The following is a 19,656-nucleotide window of genomic DNA, read 5'->3' on the forward strand; positions in this document are numbered from 1 at the left end:
CACACTAAAACTCCAAACTATCTGCATTGAGCAGAAAATATTTCATGCCCATGAATACGAATCCTTCTTCATTTCTCCATGGCTTTTTCGTTCCATTCACTATAACAATCTTCTTAAATGAATCCGGAATATTTCGAAACGAATTAAGTTCCTGTGTTTGCTTTTCCTCTGTAGTCATATCATAAGCGACCTGAATGTAATATCTCTGACTGCCCTGATTTACTACAAAATCAACCTCTAACTGCTTATGCACTCTCTTTCCTTCACTATTTTTTGCAAATACATCCACAATTCCAACATCCACATTGTAACCACGCACAAGCAGCTCATTATAAACAATATTTTCCATAATATGAGTCGGCTCCTGCTGTCTAAAATTCAGTCTTGCATTTCTAAGTCCAACATCCGAAAAATAGTATTTCAGATTGGCTCCTATATATTTTCTGCCCTTAATATCATACCGGTTCGCTTTAGAAATCAAAAATGCCTCTGCCAAATAATCAATATGGTTAGATATAGTTTTATTGCTATAATTGATTCCTCGTTCACTTTTAAAGGTGTTTGATATTTTAGTTGGGTTGGTAGGAGCTCCAATGACAGACGCCAGTATATCTACCAAAGTTCCGATTTCATCAACATTTTGAATCCTGTTTCGCTCTACTACATCCTTGATATAAACATTGGTAAAAATATTTTTAAGATACTCCGTTTTCTGGCGTTCCGCAGAGAATTGTGCCACTTGCGGTAAACCACCATATATCATATATTCCTCCCACGCATCATCATAATCTCCGTTAAAAGCCGCATAGAACTCTGCAAAGGACAACGGATAAATTCTGATTTCATCTCCTCTGCCTCTAAATTCAGTTACAATGTCGCTGGATAAAAATTTAGAATTACTGCCAGTTACATACACATCAATGTTACTGATGCGAAGCAAACTGTTCAACACTTCTTCAAATCGTGGCATAAACTGTACTTCATCCAAGAGCAGATAATATTTCTGATCATCATTCATTATATCTTTAATATGCTGATAACACTTCTTTGGATCTCTCAACTCCTCATTTTCAATGCCATCTAAAGCAATCTCAATAATGTGGTCATTATCTACACCACTTTCCAATAAGTATTTCTTAAACAACACAAATAACAGAAATGATTTGCCGCATCTCCTGATTCCCGTGATAATCTTAATCATTCCGTTATCTTTTTTTATTTTTAACTGTTCAAGATATAAATCTCTCTTAATCTCCATAGTATTCGTTCCTTATTTTTGTGCTTTGCACAAATTTTGGTAGTATTATTTTACTATTAAATTATTTTTATTTCCATAGCCATTACTATTTTTTGTACATTTGCACTTTTTTATGTAGCACTTATAGAAGAAAACCAGATGGTTTCATGCTATTTTTATGCCAGTTATTATTGAGTTTTCAAGCTCATACCATTCACAGATACGGTAGTCTTCCGTATCGATATTATAGATTTTTGCATTCAACGTTCCAAGCATAAACGGGGAATGTGTTGCAATGTTACTTCCTTCTTTTGTCTGAAAAATGGCTCAATATCTTTCCCTCTTCTACAATATCTAAATGGAGTCTGCCATAACCACCTTACAATTTTTCCGGAAACAGGCTATGCCATATGTTATAAAATTCTGCATACCATCCTGCTTTAATCTTGCAATGTAGTCTTTTTCTTCGATCTGCTGCAGTGCTTCCTCACATGCTGCATCCATATCTCCGCCTTCTGCATATTTTAATTCGATTACAATACCCATCCTGTTTTCTCCAATCTCGATAAGTATGTCACTGTAACCAATACCTGACTCTGCATTGGATATTGTGCGCCATGTGGATTTATAGCCTAACAGTCCTAAAAGAACACCGTGATAAAAATTTTCTTTCTTTTCCTTTGCGACCGCAGTATCTCTGATACTTATGGTATTCCACAGATAATTTCCAAATATCTTTTCTATCTTTTCCGGTTCTTTCTTTACGAATGCCTCACAAAGCTCTTCGAGCGTTTTTCCATCACTTTTTGACACCTCACTGAACCATTCCTTTATCTGTCTGGTAAACAGATTTCTTATTTCTCTATTTGGAATTTTCAACAAATATTTTCCACTTACTGTATAGCCATTTTGTGTCAGATATCCCGTAGTCAAAAGTACACTCCATAAATTTTCTATGCTTCTGTCTATCTCATTGTACGTCAGTTCCTGCGAAACGTCCTTTTCAATGCTTTCTCCTGCGATCAACTGCTCTATTTCCGCTTTTGTCTGGACGTTTGCCTTGTCAATAAACCTGCGTACGATAGAGTTACTGCTGGAATTTGACCAGAAATCCTGTGGTGTGGCATTGGGATCAGCACACAATAAATCAATGTAATTTACAACATCCCACGGACAATATACATCTGCATTACCGAATCTGTAACCATCATACCATTCCTTTACTTCCTCGAAATGCGACGATAATCCATAATCCAGAAGCATTTTTTTTACTTCTTCATCGGTAAATCCGAATTGCTCATCAAATCTTGTATCCATGACAGATAACACCTTAAAGTTATTAATTCCTGTAAAGATACTCTCTTTCGATACTCTTAAACATCCTGTCAAGATGGCAAATTGCAGGAAATCATTCGTTTTCAATGCCTGCCCTAATAGTCCACGAATAAGTTCTGCCATTTCATCATAATAGCCATTACTGAATGCTTTATCCAGCGGTACATCATATTCATCTATGATAATGATCACTTTTTCTCCGTAATGTCTGCATAAAAGTTCTGACAGCAGACGAATACTGTCTGACAAATCTTCCATCTGTCCTGATAAAAGTTTATCATATTGCATACGTTCTTCATCTACCAGTTTTTCACTGTTTTTTAGATAATAATGTCTGCGGGCTTCATTTTTTATGGTAGTAATGATACGTTTTAAGGCTGCATCAAAAGTCAATCCATCTGCGCCCTTAAGTGACAGGAAAATAACCGGATACTTTCCCATATATTCCTCACATATTTTTCTGTTGCGGGAAATATATAGTCCGTCGAAAACAGACTTATCTGTACCAGCTTCAAAAAATGTTTTAAACATACTCATATTCAAAGTCTTGCCAAAACGCCGCGGACGCGTAAAGAGGTTTACCTTTCCCCAGCTCATCAAAAGCTGCTCTATCAGTTTTGTTTTATCGATATAATAAAATCCCTCTTTCCGGATCTCTTCAAAATCTTCAATTCCTACTGGTAATTTTAATCTGTTATCCATGCATGGAAACCTCCCTGAAAATAAATCCGCTACACTTAACCATTAGTATAGCGGATGAATATCCAAAAAACAATATTTGACTATAAACGAAGCCTCATTACTTTTCTGCTACAAGATGCATACGAAACCCTTTCTGTCTCTCTAATTTTATCACTTTTAAACCTGCTGTTTCGCACATTTTACGCACTTCCATGCAACTGTAAATTCTTACATCTCCATGCCCGCCAAGATGTGCCAACGGCATCTCGATATGATTCATTAACCATATCATAAAATTATTACTCGTGTAATCACGCAATACCAGTTTTCCGCTTTTCTTCAACACCCGTGCCACTCCATTTATAAACGCCTGGGGATTCGGATAATGATGAAAACTGTTCGTACAGATCACTGCATCAAACGTGTTTTCGGCAAAAGGAAGATTCTCACTGTCTCCGACTAAAAATTTAGTATGAGCAAGTTTTTTCTCCTGTGCCACTTCGATCATGCGGGGCGTCAGATCGATTCCCGTATAATTCCTGTCAGGAAATTCTTTCACCAAAAGTTCTATCATTGGACCTGTTCCACACCCCACATCTAAAAGTTCCTGAAATGGATATTTTTTTAATTCTTCAAGAACCAGCGGATAATCGTCCTTACACATTTCATACACACCCGCATGCCCGGAATCATATACTTCCGCAGCTTTGGTAAATTCTTTTATCGATAAATCCTTATATTTCTGTTCTGTAAACATTTCCGTTTTCTCCTTTACAGTCTGGTGATTTGTCAAATCTCATAGTTAGCATTAACTAACCATAATCATGATACCATACCAACCCTGAAAAAGAAAGTATCTTAATACTATTCATTCAAATAATCATACGCTATCCGTTCAGCTCCATCTCTGACATATATATTTCCACATTTGCGGAATCCAAACCGTTCAATTGCAGTCTGCATAGAAATATTATCTTTGTGTGTATCAATACGAATATAGTCTATCTGTTCAATGCAATATTCAAAACATGCTCTGGCGATTCCTTTACATAGCTGTTTCCGGCATCTATATCTGTTTTTAATATTTTCTCATCAGGGTATCCATCTCCCCATTGCGTTTTATTCCCATGCGCAATCATATATGCCTTTGCCGTTGTAAAAATTGCCATAATCTGCTTTGTATCTTCTGTTGTGCTTTCTCTTATTTCCATATTCCTTAATCCTTATAATATCGTTTCTAAATAGGTATCATCATTTGATATGCTGCTTTTAAATTTTATCACATATTCACAATGCTTTCTATCTTCAAATACCATCACTTTCTCCACTGGAATGTCCCTGACTGCTGTCCACATATATTATGAAAACTGGCATAATATAGTCAGATAAATCAGGATTGCTTGAAAACGCTCCCTGTATCGGCTATAATTTCAATGTAACAATCGGAATTGATGGAGGTAGTGTGAATTATGAAAAAGATTGTATGTGCAATGCTATGTATTCTGCTTGTATTTAGTTTGAGTGCTTGTGGTGGAAATGTTAATGAAGTAAATACGCATAATGTAGAATCTGAAATATATTCTGAAGAGGACATTGCAGCTGCTATTGACACCATAAAAAAAGAGTTTAAGAGCAACTGGAATGGATGTACTCTTACAGAAATTTATTATGCAGGGGATGACAGCTCTAAAGACCATCAAGATTGGGCAGATAGGAACAATGCAGATGAAGTCATTGTTTTGCTATCTTCATTCGATGTTGATTCATCTGGAGGAGATGGTTCTCTGAATCCAAATAGTACATACAATGATTGGAAGTGGATTTTAGTTAGAACAAACGGCGGACAATGGCAACATGTTGACCATGGATATTAAAATAAATTCCTGTTTAAGGTGCATAGGTTTATGATTCTCAAAAGAAGGTAAAATAATGAGCAGCTGCCTTCTGGACCTCCTTCAAACATACAACTTAAGAAAGAACCTCAAATGACTCACACAAAACGTAAATCAAAAATTATCCTTATTATATTGCTCGCCGTGATTCTTATACTTTGCGGCATCAGCGTCTGGTATGTCAATGACTACTATCACGCCGTTGATGTAGATGCGACTTTAACCTCCTCCGATACCGTAACGGTAAGTTCTACTGCCACCGGCATGCTTTTTGACGGACCAGGCACGAAAGATGCGCTTATTTTCTATCCTGGCGCCAAAGTAGAGGCAATCGCATACGCACCACTGTTAAAACAGATCGCAGGAAGCGGCATCGACTGTTTTCTTGTCAAAATGCCCTGCAACCTTGCTTTCTTTGGTATGAATAAAGCGGATGACATCATGGCGGATTATTCCTATGAACACTGGTATCTGGCTGGTCATTCCCTCGGTGGTGCCATGGCTGCAAGCTATGCAGGGAAGCATTTAAATGATTTAGACGGACTGATCCTGCTTGCTTCCTATTCCACCAGTGATCTTACAAAAGCTGATTTCCCGGTTATTTCCATATATGGCAGCAATGACGGTGTCTTAAATATGGACAAAGTTGTAACCAGCCGTGACCTTATGCCCGCTGACTATTCGGAACATGTGATCGAAGGAGGAAATCATGCCGGTTTTGGAAGTTACGGTGCACAAAAAGGTGACCATGATGCATCGATTTCCCATGATGAACAATGGAAAGAAACCGTATCCGTCTGCACATCTGTGCTAAAAAAGTAATAGAAATGTAAAAAAATTCCTTACCAATAATCTGATAAGGAATTTTTTAAACTATATTATTTTTTACCATCTAAAAATTCTTAAATCCATACCCAGCAGCTCTCACAGCATCAATAAAATCACCCAGCACTGCTGCATTCGTCTCCGACTCTGCATGGAGCAGATAAATCGCACCCGGATGGAGTTTATCTTTCATCTTCTGCAGGCTTGATACATGATCCGGCTGGTTATTGACATCATAATCAAGATATGCAAAACTCCAGAAAATACTCTTATAATTACAGTTATTTAACAGTGCAAGCGACTGCTCACTGAATCTTCCGGTCGGATAACGGAACAGGTACATGTCATACCCAAAGTTTTCCTTGATATAGGCATGATTCTCTGTTACCTCATTTTCCTGCTTATCTAAAGTCAATGATGGCATACCCGCAGATGGATGTGTCACACTGTGGTTTCCAAGCACATGACCTTCATCAATTATACGTCTTACCAGATCAGGATTGTCCTTCGCATATGGTTCCGTTACAAAAAATGTAGCAGATACACCTTTTTCTTTTAAGGTATTTAAAATGCTCTCGGTCTGTCCGTATTCATAACCTTCATCAAATGTCAGATAAATATCTTTTGTATCATCACCGATGAAGTACGCATTATATTTTCCATAAGTCTCCTGTGCATTGATGGCGTCAAGCGGACGGTTTTCGTCATCCGTGTGGCTGCCAAGTCCCCAGTCATGACTGGTCGCATCTAAAGAAGCTACGTTTTCAATCTGCGTATTCTGCAGAACCTGTCCGGTCGTGCCTGTGCCTGTTTCCGTAGATGTCTGGTCTTCCGTACTCGGAACATCCTCTACCGATTCTGTAGCGTCTGTTCCGTCTTTTCCATAGGACTCATACGTTTTTAATACAGCATCCCCGATTGCTTTTGCGTAACTGTCAAGGTTTGCATCAAACAACTGGTTATCCGTCGGGCTGTTCATAAAACCAAGTTCAACGATACATGCCGGCATGTTTGTGTGCAGATTTACATAATAATCTTTGCTCTCGCTCTTTTGTGTTCCTTTCTTTACGCCGCGGTTTCTTGAAACTCCTGCAGCATCCAGATTGTCCATGATGTTCTGGGCAAGTGACTGTGCCTTGTCATCTGCATCACTGCGGATCCAGGTCTCTACACCATTTCCCTCACCGGTATTTCGGTGCAGCGACACAAAATAATCGGCATTATTCTGGTTTGCAAAGGTTGTCCGCTCCTCTAACGACAAAAATGTATCATCCGAACGTGTCATAATAACCTGCACATTTTCCTTGTCAGTAAGATATGCTGCCACTGCCTGTGTTATTTTTAAATTGTCATTTTTTTCATAACGAAGCCTGTAATCAGATCCATTATCTTTTCCGCCATGCCCGGCATCTAAACATACGATCAGTTTATTCTCGTCTATCTCATCCTGCTTCTCCTGCTCGTCATTAACCGCCACGATCTTCCCTTCGATCTGTGAAAGGTCAATGCCTGCCGGAACCAGCTTGTGCAGCAAACTCCCCATCCCTTTAAATAACGCAAGAACGATCAGAAGCTGCAGCGAACAATATACTATGCATACCAGGTTTCTCAGTCGTTTTTTTCTTCGCTTCTCTGCATTCAAATCCGTTCACTCTCTATCTTTTTTCTTTTTCATTCATTTATATAAATATTTTAGTCCACAGTGCATATTTCAGGTACTGCGATATTAATACTTTAGTCCGCAGTGCATGTGCTCATTGCTTTACCACATTATATCCCATCCACCTTTAAATGACCATAAAACATTTTCTTAATATTTTATTATGTTTCGTCAAACAGGAACTGTGCCAGTGCATAATTGCTGACATCCTGCCCCTTCGGTGTCAGGTAAATTCTGCCTGCACGGCGCTCTAAGAGTCCCTCTTCCTGCAGATGATTTAAAACTTCCTGATACACTGCCTCAATCGGTATTCCAAAGTCATGAAAGAAATCATCTCTGGAAATTCCATCGATCATACGGAGTCCTAAGTACATAAACTCTTCCATCTGGGCATACCTGCTTACAGATTCTGCCGAGGCATGTAGATTGGTTGCCGGAAGTTGTTCCACTGTGCCATCTTCATGATGATTTTCCCAGATACCTTCGCGGATTGCTTGTGTCTGTTCTAAATAAGTATATAGATCCGATGTATTGGTGTAACGTATGTTTTCCATCAAAGAAGATGCACCAAGTCCCATTCCGAGATAGTTGACACGTGTCCAATAACCAATATTATGTCTGCATGCATATCCCGGCTGCGCAAAATTTGACACCTCATAATGCACATAGCCATTTTCTTTCAGTACCTGTTCCGTCATCTGCGTCATCTTGTAGACTTCATCTTCCGTCGGCAGTGCATCCGTTGCCATTCCCGCACGCTGCTTGACCGCATCAAATTTATAGAGATCGTAAAAAGGTGTTCCTTTTTCAATGATCAGCGAATAGGCAGAAACATGCTCCGGTTTCAGACGGCATACTTTCTGCAGGGAATCCGCATAGGTTTCTATATGCTGCCCCGGAAGAGAACTCATAAGATCCACATTGATATTGGAAACTCCTCCTGCCCTTGCAAGTTCATAGGTCTTTAAAAACTGCTCCCAGGTATGGATACGTCCCAGCATTTTTAATTCAACATTCTGTGCAGACTGCAGCCCCAGACTGATCCGGTTGATTCCGGACTGTCTGTATACTGCAAACTTCTGTGCCGTGACAGTTCCCGGATTGCACTCAATGGAAACTTCCGCACCCGGCAGCAGGGAAAAACTCTGATGCACAGCATCCATGATTGCTGCCATATCCGACTCCCAAAGCCATGACGGTGTACCGCCGCCAATATATACGGTCGAGACCACATAATCCCTGCAATGGGCTCCATAGTAGGTAATCTCTTTACAAAGTGCCTTCACATACTGTCTCTGTGTATCTTCATCCGCCGGAAAAGAAAGAAAATCACAATAATTACATTTCCTGACACAGAACGGGATATGGATATATAATTCCAGTTCCTTTTTTTCCATTTTTAATCCTCATCCAGTTTTAAAACACTCATAAATGCTTCCTGCGGAATCTCAACATTTCCGACCTGACGCATACGTTTCTTTCCTTCTTTCTGTTTCTCTAACAGTTTCTTCTTTCGGGAAATATCACCACCATAACATTTTGCAAGCACATCCTTGCGCATTGCCTTGACTGTCTCACGCGCGATAACTTTACCGCCGACAGCCGCCTGGATCGGTATTTCAAACAGATGTCTCGGAATCTCTTCCTTTAACTTTTCACACATTTTTCTTCCGCGCTCGTAGGCACTGTCTTTAAATACGATAAAGGAAAGGGCATCCACCTGCTCTTTATTGATCAGAATGTCAAGTTTTACCAGCTCGGAACGCTCATATCCTTTTAATTCATAATCGAAAGATGCGTAACCTCTGGAACGTGATTTTAATGCGTCAAAGAAATCATAAATGATCTCATTTAACGGCAGATCATATTTGATGAGTGCACGCGTCTCCTCTAAATATTCCATACTCAGATAAACACCGCGGCGTTCCTGACATAACTTCATGATTGCGCCGACATATTCACTCGTCACCATGATCTCTGCCGATACAACAGGTTCTTCCATGTATTCGATTTCAGACGGATCCGGGAGGTTTGACGGGTTTGTCAGGTCAATGACCTCACCGTTTGTCTTATGCACTTTATAAATAACTCCCGGTGCCGTTGTCACAAGGTCTAAATTAAACTCACGCTCTAAACGTTCCTGAATGATCTCTAAATGAAGTAATCCTAAAAATCCACAGCGGAATCCAAAACCAAGTGCTAAAGATGTCTCCGGTTCATACTGCAGGGAAGCATCATTGATCTGCAATTTTTCCAGTGCATCTCTGAGATCCGGATATTTTGCACTGTCTGCCGGATACATACCGCAGTACACCATCGGGTTGACTTTTTTGTAACCCGGAAGCGGTTCACTGCATGGACGGTTGGCATTCGTCACGGTATCACCGACACGGGTATCACGGACATTTTTGATGCTTGCACAGATATAACCTACCATTCCCGCCGCAAGCTCATCACATGGGATAAACTGTCCTGCACCAAAATATCCGATCTCTGTGACCTCGGACTGTGCACCGGTTGCCATCATACGGATGGTATCTCCCACTTTTACCGTTCCCTCTTTGATACGGCAGAATACGATGACTCCTTTATAGGAATCATAAAGTGCATCAAAGATCAGCGCCTGAAGCGGCGCATCTTTATCTCCGGTCGGCGCAGGGATCTTTGTCACGATCTGCTCTAATACCTGATCGATATTTAAGCCGGTCTTAGCGGAAATACGCGGTGCATCCTCCGCCTCAATACCGATCACATCCTCGATCTCCTTTACCACCTCATCCGGCTGTGCACTCGGAAGGTCGATCTTATTGATAACCGGCATCACGTCAAGATCATGATCTAAAGCAAGATATACATTTGCCAGTGTCTGTGCCTCCACGCCCTGTGCAGCGTCTACAACCAAAATCGCACCATCACAGGCTGCAAGGCTTCGTGACACTTCATAATTGAAATCGACGTGTCCAGGTGTGTCGATCAGGTTAAAAATGTATTCTTCCCCATCATTCGCCTTATAAATGATACGAACCGCCTGTGACTTAATCGTGATTCCACGCTCACGCTCTAAATCCATATTATCAAGAACCTGTGCCTGCATCTCCCTGCTGGTCAGTGTTCCTGTTCTTTCTATAATACGGTCAGCAAGCGTTGATTTGCCGTGATCGATATGTGCTATAATACAAAAATTTCTGATTTTACTCTGATCTATTGACATTTTATTCTCCATTCCAAAAAATAATCAGGCATTTACCCATACTTTTTTATTATACGGGAAAAGCAAAGGAAACGTCAAGTCGTCCGCAGTCCACTTTCGCGGTTCTCTTTCATTTATTAACAATTAAAATACAAAAATTCACAATATGTTCACTGGATTTTTAGTACTTTTGGGTGCATAATAAATTTGCTGTTAAATATTTAACAGTTGGGTTTCCGTAGTCACTATGACTTAAACCCCCTTCTTAATATGAAAATTCCCAACACAGCGGCTGCAAACGCTGTGTTGGGAATTTTTTGCTCATTCATAAATTGGATAAGAAGTTCCTTCTCTCATAAAAACCGGGATCACATCGATCGGTGCCGGTACTGTCACATAGTTTCCACCCTCATATACTTTTTTCGTATATGCATCTGTCCACTTTGTACCAGATGGAAGATAAACCCTGCGTTCTGTCGCTCCAGCTTCCATGACCGGTGCCACCAAAAGATCCGGACCAAACATGTATGCATCTTCCACGTTCCAGCTCTCCTTATCTTCTGCAAAATCAAAGAACAGCGGACGCATCACCGGTGCCCCTGTCTTACTTGCCTGTTCCATGCAGGAACGGATATACGGGCGGAGGCGCTCACGGATAAACAGATATTTTTTCAATATCTCATAATTATCCTCTCCAAAACTCCATACCTCATTATCCTGACCGGAGGTAAGCTGGCGCACACCATCGATAAACTCCTGTTCTCTCTCATACCACGGGGAACGTTCTCCATGCATACGGAATACCGGACAGAATGCCCCCCATGCAAACCAGCGTACTAAAAGCTCCTTAAATGCCGGATCTTTGATATCCCCACCAAGGAATCCTCCGATATCTGATGTCCACCACGGAATGCCTGCCACACACATGTTAATTCCTGCCTGAAGCTGCTCTCTCATAGAACGGAACGAAGAATACACATCCCCGGACCAGGTAAGGACACCGTATTTCTGGCTGCCAGCCCATGCACAGCGCACCAGACTCATGATGTCTTTCTCTCCCTCCGCTTTTAAGCCATCATAAAATCCTTTTGCATAACCGACCGGATAAATATTACTGCACTGTAATGCAGGTCCCTCATAATAGCGGTAATTGTCAAAATCATAAGGACCATACTCCGGCTCTGCCTCATCTAACCAGAAACAGCGGATTCCGTTTTTATAGTAGTTTTCCTTACATTTATCCCATACAAACTTCTGTGCTCCCGGATTTGTCGCGTCATAAAATACCGTATTCCCCATCCAGCTCATATGATAGGACAGTCCTCGATCCGGTGTGACAAGATATCCCCTGTCATTCATCTCCCCATAATTTTCGCTGCGCTCATCCACCGTCGGCCAGACAGATACGACCGTCTCGATTCCCATACTCTTTAATTCATCCACCATTGCTTTTGGATCTGGCCAGTCTCTCGGCTCAAACTTAAATTCACCCTGCATTGTCCAATGGAAAAAGTCGATCACGATCGCATCCATCGGAAGTCCGCGTTTTTTATGTTCCCTTGCAACTGCAAGTATCTCATCCTGATTGCGGTAACGCAGCTTACACTGCCAGTATCCCATACCATATTCCGGCATCATCGGTGTTCTTCCGGTTGCCGCAGAATACTGTTCTTCAATCTCAAACGGTGTATCTCCCGCCGTGATAAAATAATCCAGTTTCTTTGTGCTCTTTGCATGCCACTCAGTCTTATTTGCCCCGAAAATGGCTGTCCCAATCGCCGGATTATTCCAGAAAAATCCATAACCTCTGTTTGAAACCATAAATGGTACACTCGCCTGGCTGTTTCTGTGTGCCAGTTCCAATATCGCACCTTTTTTATTCAGATTTTTTTCCTGATACTGCCCCATACCAAATATTTTTTCATCATCAAATGCTTCAAAACGCATGGTCAGTTCGTAATCTGTACTTCCTGGAATCGGTTTTAATTCTCTTGCATCAATACGCAGTGGCACGCAATAGCGGTTGATCCGGTTTCTGTTTCTCCAGTACTCTTCGGTCAGAAGCTCTCCCTTCTGATTAAAATAGCTGATCCATCCCTCCGGGGAGATCACCGCCGTGATCTTTCCGTTTTTTACCGTGTATATGTTTCCGGTCTGATGATATTTTGCAAATTCTTCTCCGCGATACCACGGATCTGTCGTGTCAACTTCCCTGCATTCCACCTGAATAGGGCATTTTTTTACTTCCTCGGTCAGCGCCCAGTCATGTGCATCCATCTGTGCTTCCTTCGTCATGCGCACACGGAAAGAATTTTCTCCCCATGGTTCTAACCACAATGTCGATGTTCCATCTGCAATTACCAGTCTGTTATTTTCTTCGTAAACTCTCATCTAACTTTTCCTCTCTTATATGAATCATTCAAAATTAATATAACTTGCTATTTCCTGTATTTATCATTTTTTCCAGTTGATATAAATTTGTAAAATTTTCCGTCCTTTTTCCAGTTGATACAAATTTGCAAACCATTCTGCCCTGTCAGATTATTTCAACATCTCTCCATACAGAACGCCGCGTGACCCTGTCGCAAGGAAAAATCTGCCAAACTTTCTCTTATCGCCGTCGATGCTGTTGATCTCACCATACATCTGATCATCCCGGTTCAGCCGTTCATACGACTTTCCCTCATCAAGGGTACGGTAAAATCCATATTCCCCATCAAGACGTCCGCAGAAATAAATCGCCTTTTCCTCTGTCAGATACTCCCTGCACTCGCCGATCACACCAAGTCCCATGCGGTAACATGCATCTTTCGCATCTGTCAGCCTTTTTACATGAATTTCTTCTGTTCCGGTATCATAACAGAATTTATAAAGTCCCGCGTCACCTAATGCCATGTAAAATACACCGCTTTTTCCACCCTCACCGCGCACTTCCGTCTTATTTGCAGTATCAATATAACCAAAATCGCAGATAGGAAATGTTTCTTCCGGCTGCTTCTGGTAAAAGTTTTTACCGCCGTCCCTGCTCACATAGATTTCAGACGCACCGCCAAAACCGTAAAACAAATCATTACCAGTACGGTCAGAAAAGACTTTCAGGTAACCCTTTTTGACAGGATTTCCTTTCAGATCAAATACGCCTGCTTTTTGAAAATTTTTCCCACCGTCATTGCTGATGATCACCAGTTCCACCGGTAGCCTGATGCCATCTGCCACAGACCAGACAATATTTGTACCGTCCGGTGCCATTGCCACCCAGCCGGCATTTACATTCGGATTTTCAATCTCATGCAGTTTTCGGTCAATCTCTGCATTGATGCCAAACGGCATGCTGATCCGCTCAAATGTTTTAAAATTATCACGGGTGCGCACCAGACCGCCTTTTGTTTTCCCTTTCCAGTTTCCCCGTGCCGTCACAATGCCAAGATTGCTGTCTGCATCGGAAATATCTGCATTGATACAGGTAATATAGCGGTTGCCTTCCCTGTCGTCAAATGAATTTTTACATGGTTCATCAAGATTACGGAACGCAAAACCGCCAAGATCCCCGACGATATCAATAAGTTCTGCTTCTCCGGCGACCGGGGCATATACATTCAGATGAACCGTCTCCTCGATTCCTGCACATGCATCATGATAACGCGGATGTTCACCAAGCAGTGCATCCGTCATAAAAACACCGGTTCCGGAATTAAACCATACCTCATTCGGATCGAATGGATTGATCTTAATATCGCTCATCCAGTGCAGCAGACAATGATTGCCATTGTACTCCGGCTTCATATAGGAAGTATTAAAATACAGATCTCCTTTTTCAAGTCCGCACAGGCTCACACTCCAGCTATTACCATAATCTTTGGAAAGATATACGATCTCATCACCCTCTTTTTCCCGGCAAAGTGTCGAGCAGACCAAAAGTCCGGGCATCGCTTTACAGGAGGAAATCCCGCCAAATCCATAATTTAAAAATTTTTTTGTCAATACACCATCCGCATCCGGCGTGATATCATCATATCCTGCAATTTTCCCTTCCGAAAAATAATAACGGAGTACTTTTCCACCGATCACATCCCCGGAATCGCAGCTGTATCCGAGATCGACCACATAATTCCATCTTCCGGTAACATTCATCGTCACATAAAGATAAGTTCCATCATAATTATAACGTGATGCCACCAGACCATTCATTTTGCTGTCACTGACTAAAACATTTTCCGGCTGCATCAGCCTTTCAAATGACTGGCCTGCATCATAGGAAACATACAGGCTGTGACCACGCAGTTTATCATTTTCTCTCGTCGTATAGCCTGCTGTCCCTGCGACGATCGTTTTTGCATCATCTGACACCCAGACACATGTCATGTAATTTTCTTCTAAAGTAAGTCTCTTCCAGGTATCTCCTCTGTCCGTGGTTTTCCACAGACCATCTAACTGGCTTGCAAAATAAAGTATATTCTCATCCTTTTTATCTGCTGCCAGACGATATCCGGTTCCTCTTCCGCACAGGTTGCCATGGACAGTCACAGGTATCTTTTTATGGATAAATGTCTCTCCATAATCCTCTGAAATAGAAAATTTTCCATAGCCCTGCCCGTTGATACCGCTCATAATATATAAATATTCCGGATGATTTTCGTCGAGTGCACATGCGATTGGAAATGTTTCAGAGATATCCTCCATGCTCACGCCATCGATCAGACTTTTCCAGTGTTTTTTTTCGTAATCATACCGGTAAACACCGCCGATGTCTGTTCTGGCGTAGAGGATGCCGGGTTGTCTGGGATGGTATAACAGTCCGGTGACGTATCCGCCGCCTGGGATTGGGGCATTTTTGTATTCGTAGTTGATTGTTTTGTGGGCTTTCATTGTATAGGTGAACTCCTTTCGCGGATATTTTTTTCAGTGTAACGATGATTCCCGTTTGCGAGTAAGCAGATTCGCAGTGCTGATAAAAAAGAGTCGCTCGCGACTCTTTCGCGCTCGAGCGGTGCTGTTTACAGCTAACTTCTTCTCCGCGAGATGCGCATCCTGCCCGGAGGGCTTTTTGATTCATAGGACGTAATTTCCTATGAATCGAAAAAAGGAACCCCGCCAACAGGATTCCTTCTTAAACACCAGACGAACCCCTACTTTAAAAGTAAGGATTTTCGTCTCAATTTTCTACCACATTTATTCGCCTACTTATACACGAAAAATCCGCTTTAATCTGCATCATAATCATCCAGGAAGTTATGGTACACTCCATCTTTTTTATATCCAATGATAGTCTTTAAATTCACATTGCTGACGCTGTTGAAAATATTGCTGTCAATAAATTCACTTTTTTTGCGCAGTTCGGTGACAAGATCTTTCATTTCCTCACGCTTGGAGCCTTTTGCCCCGCCACAGCTTGTACAGTTTTCCGTAAAACGGCAGGCACACTGGATAAACTGCAGGCGGTTATAGTCACGCCATGCCTTGATGTCCCCTTCCTTTACCAGATAAAGTGGACGGATCAGTTCCATTCCCTCAAAATTCTGGCTGTGAAGTTTTGGCATCATTGTCTCAACTTTTCCACTGTATAACATTCCCATCAGGATCGTCTCGATTACGTCATCAAAATGATGTCCAAGTGCGATCTTATTACATCCTAACTCTTTTGCCTTTGAATAAAGATATCCTCTCCGCATTCTCGCACACAGATAACACGGATTCTTATCTACCTCTGCAACAGAATCAAAAATCTGTGTTTCAAATGTCGTGAGCGGGATATCAAGCAGTTTTGCATTTTCCTGGATAATACGCCAGTTTTCCTCATTATAGCCCGGATTCATACACAGGAAAACAAGTTCAAAATTGCGTTTTCCATGACGGTATAATTCCTGAAACAGTTTTGCCAAAAGCATGGAATCTTTTCCACCGGAAATACATACCGCGATCTTATCGCCATCCTGGATCATTTCATAATCATGAAGTGCCTTGGTAAAACGGCTCCAGACCGGCTTTCTGAATTTTTTGATCAGGCTTTTTTCAATCTGCTCGGTACGCTCTTTTCTTGAATCATCCTCCATCGTCACACGCGTAAGCTGGTATCTTAACCAGGCACGGTAACCACCTTCTAAATTGATGGTATCATAGCCTTCATCATCCAGTATCTCTGCTGCATCCCTGCTGTTTTCCCCCACATGGCAGTACAGATAAACCGGCTGGTCTTTCTTTAAAATATCTGTCTCACCCGCTTCGATCTTTTCTAACGGAAGATTGATGGCACCATCAATCGCCCCGCGTGAAAAATCATTTTCCGGACGGACGTCGATCAGCTGCAGACCTTCTGTTCCTTTCTGTGCCAGTTCTTCTACGGTAATTGTATTCAAAATATTTCCTCCAATTTCGTATTCTTTTATTTTGTGCGCTTTCCCTCTTTGATCTCATCTAAAACTTCCGCAACTGCCTCGCGCTCATCAAAATGGTATTTCACACCGCGGATCTCCTGATAATCTTCGTGGCCTTTTCCAAGCAATACGATCATATCTCCCGGCTGGGCATTTACCATGCAGTATGCGATTGCTTCTTTCCGGTCGTCGATCTCGATATATTTTCCGTTACTTCTTGCGAGTCCGACTTTAATATCTTTATTGATATCGCGGATGTCTTCATCTCTCGGATTATCACAGGTCAGTACACACAGATCTGCCATCTCACCGGTTACCTCACCCATATCATAACGGCGCAGCTTTGAACGGTTTCCGCCACCGCCATAGACACAGATCAGACGTTTCGGATGATATTCTATCAATGTCGTAAGCACGCTTCTGGTGCTGACTTCATTGTGTGCATAGTCAATGATCAGATAATAATCTTTCGATACCGGAAGCATTTCCACACGTCCTTTGACCTGCACTTTATCCAGACCGTCTAAGATTGCCTCATCTGAAATTCCTGCCAGATGACAGACTAACATTGTTACCAGTGAATTATATACTGAAAATCTTCCCGGAATATGCACTCTTGCCTCGCAGTCCATGCATCCTTTCACATGGAAATGCATACCGAGTTTTCCGTTTTCCTTGATAAATCCAAGATCCGCTGCAACCAGATCAAGCGGTTTGCCAAGAAACGTTTTTTCACTGCCATCTTCCACCCCGAAACTGTGGATCTCACAGGTATGGTTTGCCGCAACTGCTTCGCTGTGCTCATCATCTGCATTTAAAATACCGATCTTGCACTGGCGGAATAACATGCTCTTACATTCTAAATATTCCTCAAACGATGCATGCTCATTTGGTCCGATATGATCCGGGGACAGATTGGTAAACACACCGTAATCAAACATGATTCCTGCTGTTCGGTCCATTTTCAGTCCCTGAGAAGACACCTCCATCACTGCATATTCACAGCCTGCTTCTACCATGGAAGCAAACATGCGGTGCAGTTCGTAAGATTCCGGTGTCGTATTTTTTGACGGAATCTTCTCATCTCCGATCATCGCTCCGATCGTTCCGATCAGTCCGACTTTTTTGCCTGCTGCTTCCAGCACATTTTTGATCATGTATGTCGTGGTTGTCTTTCCTTTGGTGCCGGTCAGTCCGATCGTGATCAGCTTTTTGACCGGGTAGTCAAACAATGCAGCCGACATCAATGCCAGTGCATAACGTGCAGATTCCACTTTTAACACGGTGATCGTATCCGGGATATTCATGGCTTCTTCGGCACGCTCCACAACAATGACACTTGCTCCTTTTTCCACTGCATCCGGGATATATTTGTGACCATCCGTCACTGCTCCAACCATACAGACGAACATGGTTTCCTTTGCAATCTTTCTTGAATCATAGATAATGTCTCTGACTTCTGCTTCCATGCTGCCCTGTAAACATTCGTATTTTATCTTTTCACAGATCTTATTTAACTTCATTTTTTCTCCCTATATTGTTCAAGACCACGAAAAGCCGCCGTACATTCTGCACGGCAGCCCCTGTATAATATCTTTTTATTTTTCTAAAATGTGTGATGCATCAATCTCCGCTTCAAACACAGTGTGTGACGGTCCCGTCATAAATAAATGGTTTGTTTTCTCATCCCACTCGATCAGAAGAGGTCCACCAATCTGCTCCACAGTAACTTTGCGGTCTGTACGTCCGGTCAGAACACCTGTAACAACCGCTGTCGAACAGCCTGTCCCACATCCGATCGTCTCACCGGTCCCACGTTCCCATTCACGGATCTTGATATAATCACGCTTTACAAACTCTGCAAATGTAACATTGGTTTTATTTGGAAACAACGATGTCATATGCTCGATTGTCTTTCCGTAACGCTCCACATCAAGGTCTGCGACAGAATCCACAAACATTGCACAATGTGGATTGCCCCAGGATACTGCCGTGATATGAAATGTTTTATCCAGCACCTCCACCGGCTGCTCTACAAACTGCTCTAAATCTGTATTTACCGGAATTACTTTCGTATCCAGTCTCGGTTCCCCGATATCTGCTCGGATGTTTGATACCAGACCATCCGTTACCGTCAGATTCAGATGCTGCATCCCACCAAGTGTCTCGATCACAAGTTCTGTCTTATCGGTCAGCCTGTGGTCATAAACATATTTTCCGACAGAACGGAGTGCGTTGCCGCACATTTCTCCTTCTGAACCATCCGGATTGAACATCCGCATCCGGAAATCTCCCTTATCGGATGGACAGATCAAAACCATTCCGTCTGATCCAATGGCAAAATGTCTGTCGCTGACAAACCGTGCCAGCTCCGGTAAATTTTTAATATCCTGGTGAACGGCATCAATATATACATAATCATTTCCAAATGCCTGCATTTTTGTAAATTTCATGGTAATCCTCCA

Annotated in this window: 14 protein-coding genes; 2 read left to right on the top strand and 12 right to left on the bottom strand. The window is 41.9% G+C overall.

The genetic code is table 11. From position 1 onward, the window contains the following. Positions 1-4 precede the first annotated feature (4 nt). From ACDD58_RS16410 to ACDD58_RS16425, 4 genes are all read right to left on the bottom strand, one after another. The gene (locus tag ACDD58_RS16410) at positions 5-1,258 is read right to left on the bottom strand and encodes an ATP-binding protein (RefSeq protein ID WP_117919315.1); all 1,254 of its coding nucleotides are present in this window, start codon (positions 1,256-1,258) and stop codon (positions 5-7) included. A gap of 333 nt (positions 1,259-1,591) precedes the next feature. Continuing rightward, positions 1,592-3,274 carry an AAA family ATPase gene (locus ACDD58_RS16415; RefSeq protein ID WP_370778438.1) on the bottom strand — a complete coding sequence of 561 codons (1,683 nt, stop codon included), beginning with the start codon at positions 3,272-3,274 and terminating at the stop codon, positions 1,592-1,594. Between the two features lie 97 nt (positions 3,275-3,371). Further along, positions 3,372-4,010, bottom strand: coding sequence for a class I SAM-dependent methyltransferase (locus ACDD58_RS16420; RefSeq protein WP_370778439.1), 639 nt, complete (start codon positions 4,008-4,010; stop codon positions 3,372-3,374). A gap of 244 nt (positions 4,011-4,254) precedes the next feature. Then, entirely contained in the window at positions 4,255-4,464 is a 210-nt protein-coding gene (locus tag ACDD58_RS16425; protein ID WP_241070698.1) for a hypothetical protein, read from the bottom strand. Positions 4,465-4,722: 258 nt separating this feature from the next. Here ACDD58_RS16425 and ACDD58_RS16430 point away from each other — a divergent pair, with 258 nt between their 5' ends. Then, the gene (locus ACDD58_RS16430) at positions 4,723-5,127 is read left to right on the top strand and encodes a lipoprotein (protein WP_117613823.1); all 405 of its coding nucleotides are present in this window, start codon (positions 4,723-4,725) and stop codon (positions 5,125-5,127) included. Between the two features lie 111 nt (positions 5,128-5,238). Further along, the gene (locus ACDD58_RS16435) at positions 5,239-5,967 is read left to right on the top strand and encodes an alpha/beta hydrolase (RefSeq protein WP_370778440.1); all 729 of its coding nucleotides are present in this window, start codon (positions 5,239-5,241) and stop codon (positions 5,965-5,967) included. Positions 5,968-6,037: 70 nt separating this feature from the next. On the opposite strand, the gene ACDD58_RS16440 is transcribed toward ACDD58_RS16435, so the two are convergent. The 8 genes from ACDD58_RS16440 to dapF form a co-directional block, all read right to left on the bottom strand. After that, positions 6,038-7,612, bottom strand: coding sequence for an N-acetylmuramoyl-L-alanine amidase (locus ACDD58_RS16440; RefSeq protein ID WP_370778441.1), 1,575 nt, complete (start codon positions 7,610-7,612; stop codon positions 6,038-6,040). Positions 7,613-7,791: 179 nt separating this feature from the next. After that, positions 7,792-9,027, bottom strand: a complete 1,236-nt coding sequence (gene hemW, locus ACDD58_RS16445) for a radical SAM family heme chaperone HemW (protein ID WP_370778442.1) — start codon at positions 9,025-9,027, stop codon at positions 7,792-7,794. Between the two features lie 2 nt (positions 9,028-9,029). Beyond that, positions 9,030-10,841 (bottom strand): translation elongation factor 4, encoded by a 1,812-nt coding sequence (lepA, locus tag ACDD58_RS16450; RefSeq protein ID WP_117919324.1) that lies wholly within the window; start codon positions 10,839-10,841, stop codon positions 9,030-9,032. Between the two features lie 300 nt (positions 10,842-11,141). Continuing rightward, positions 11,142-13,211: a TIM-barrel domain-containing protein gene (locus tag ACDD58_RS16455; protein WP_370778444.1), complete on the bottom strand. Its 2,070-nt coding sequence runs from the start codon at positions 13,209-13,211 to the stop codon at positions 11,142-11,144. Positions 13,212-13,361: 150 nt separating this feature from the next. Then, entirely contained in the window at positions 13,362-15,686 is a 2,325-nt protein-coding gene (locus ACDD58_RS16460; protein WP_370778445.1) for a WD40/YVTN/BNR-like repeat-containing protein, read from the bottom strand. Between the two features lie 335 nt (positions 15,687-16,021). Next, positions 16,022-17,173 carry an ATP-binding protein gene (locus ACDD58_RS16465; RefSeq protein ID WP_370778446.1) on the bottom strand — a complete coding sequence of 384 codons (1,152 nt, stop codon included), beginning with the start codon at positions 17,171-17,173 and terminating at the stop codon, positions 16,022-16,024. 26 nt (positions 17,174-17,199) lie between these two features. Next, a complete protein-coding gene (locus tag ACDD58_RS16470) occupies positions 17,200-18,714 on the bottom strand; it encodes a UDP-N-acetylmuramoyl-L-alanyl-D-glutamate--2,6-diaminopimelate ligase (protein WP_370778447.1) in 1,515 nt (504 codons plus the stop codon). 75 nt (positions 18,715-18,789) lie between these two features. Further along, positions 18,790-19,644 carry a diaminopimelate epimerase gene (dapF, locus tag ACDD58_RS16475; RefSeq protein ID WP_117919334.1) on the bottom strand — a complete coding sequence of 285 codons (855 nt, stop codon included), beginning with the start codon at positions 19,642-19,644 and terminating at the stop codon, positions 18,790-18,792. Positions 19,645-19,656: the final 12 nt, after the last annotated feature.

The sequence above is a fragment of the Roseburia sp. genome (genome assembly GCF_041325975.1).
Classification (GTDB): domain Bacteria; phylum Bacillota; class Clostridia; order Lachnospirales; family Lachnospiraceae; genus Roseburia; species Roseburia rectibacter.

What these genes read in the sequence shown, in the direction of transcription:
- ACDD58_RS16410 (WP_117919315.1), bottom strand. Translation starts at nt 1,258, where the DNA reads ATGGAGATTAAGAGAGATTTATATCTTGAACAGTTAAAAATAAAAAAA.
- ACDD58_RS16415 (WP_370778438.1), bottom strand. Translation starts at nt 3,274, where the DNA reads ATGGATAACAGATTAAAATTACCAGTAGGAATTGAAGATTTTGAAGAG.
- ACDD58_RS16420 (WP_370778439.1), bottom strand. Translation starts at nt 4,010, where the DNA reads ATGTTTACAGAACAGAAATATAAGGATTTATCGATAAAAGAATTTACC.
- ACDD58_RS16425 (WP_241070698.1), bottom strand. Translation starts at nt 4,464, where the DNA reads ATGGAAATAAGAGAAAGCACAACAGAAGATACAAAGCAGATTATGGCA.
- ACDD58_RS16430 (WP_117613823.1), top strand. Translation starts at nt 4,723, where the DNA reads ATGAAAAAGATTGTATGTGCAATGCTATGTATTCTGCTTGTATTTAGT.
- ACDD58_RS16435 (WP_370778440.1), top strand. Translation starts at nt 5,239, where the DNA reads ATGACTCACACAAAACGTAAATCAAAAATTATCCTTATTATATTGCTC.
- hemW (WP_370778442.1), bottom strand. Translation starts at nt 9,027, where the DNA reads ATGGAAAAAAAGGAACTGGAATTATATATCCATATCCCGTTCTGTGTC.
- lepA (WP_117919324.1), bottom strand. Translation starts at nt 10,841, where the DNA reads ATGTCAATAGATCAGAGTAAAATCAGAAATTTTTGTATTATAGCACAT.
- ACDD58_RS16455 (WP_370778444.1), bottom strand. Translation starts at nt 13,211, where the DNA reads ATGAGAGTTTACGAAGAAAATAACAGACTGGTAATTGCAGATGGAACA.
- ACDD58_RS16460 (WP_370778445.1), bottom strand. Translation starts at nt 15,686, where the DNA reads ATGAAAGCCCACAAAACAATCAACTACGAATACAAAAATGCCCCAATC.
- ACDD58_RS16470 (WP_370778447.1), bottom strand. Translation starts at nt 18,714, where the DNA reads ATGAAGTTAAATAAGATCTGTGAAAAGATAAAATACGAATGTTTACAG.
- dapF (WP_117919334.1), bottom strand. Translation starts at nt 19,644, where the DNA reads ATGAAATTTACAAAAATGCAGGCATTTGGAAATGATTATGTATATATT.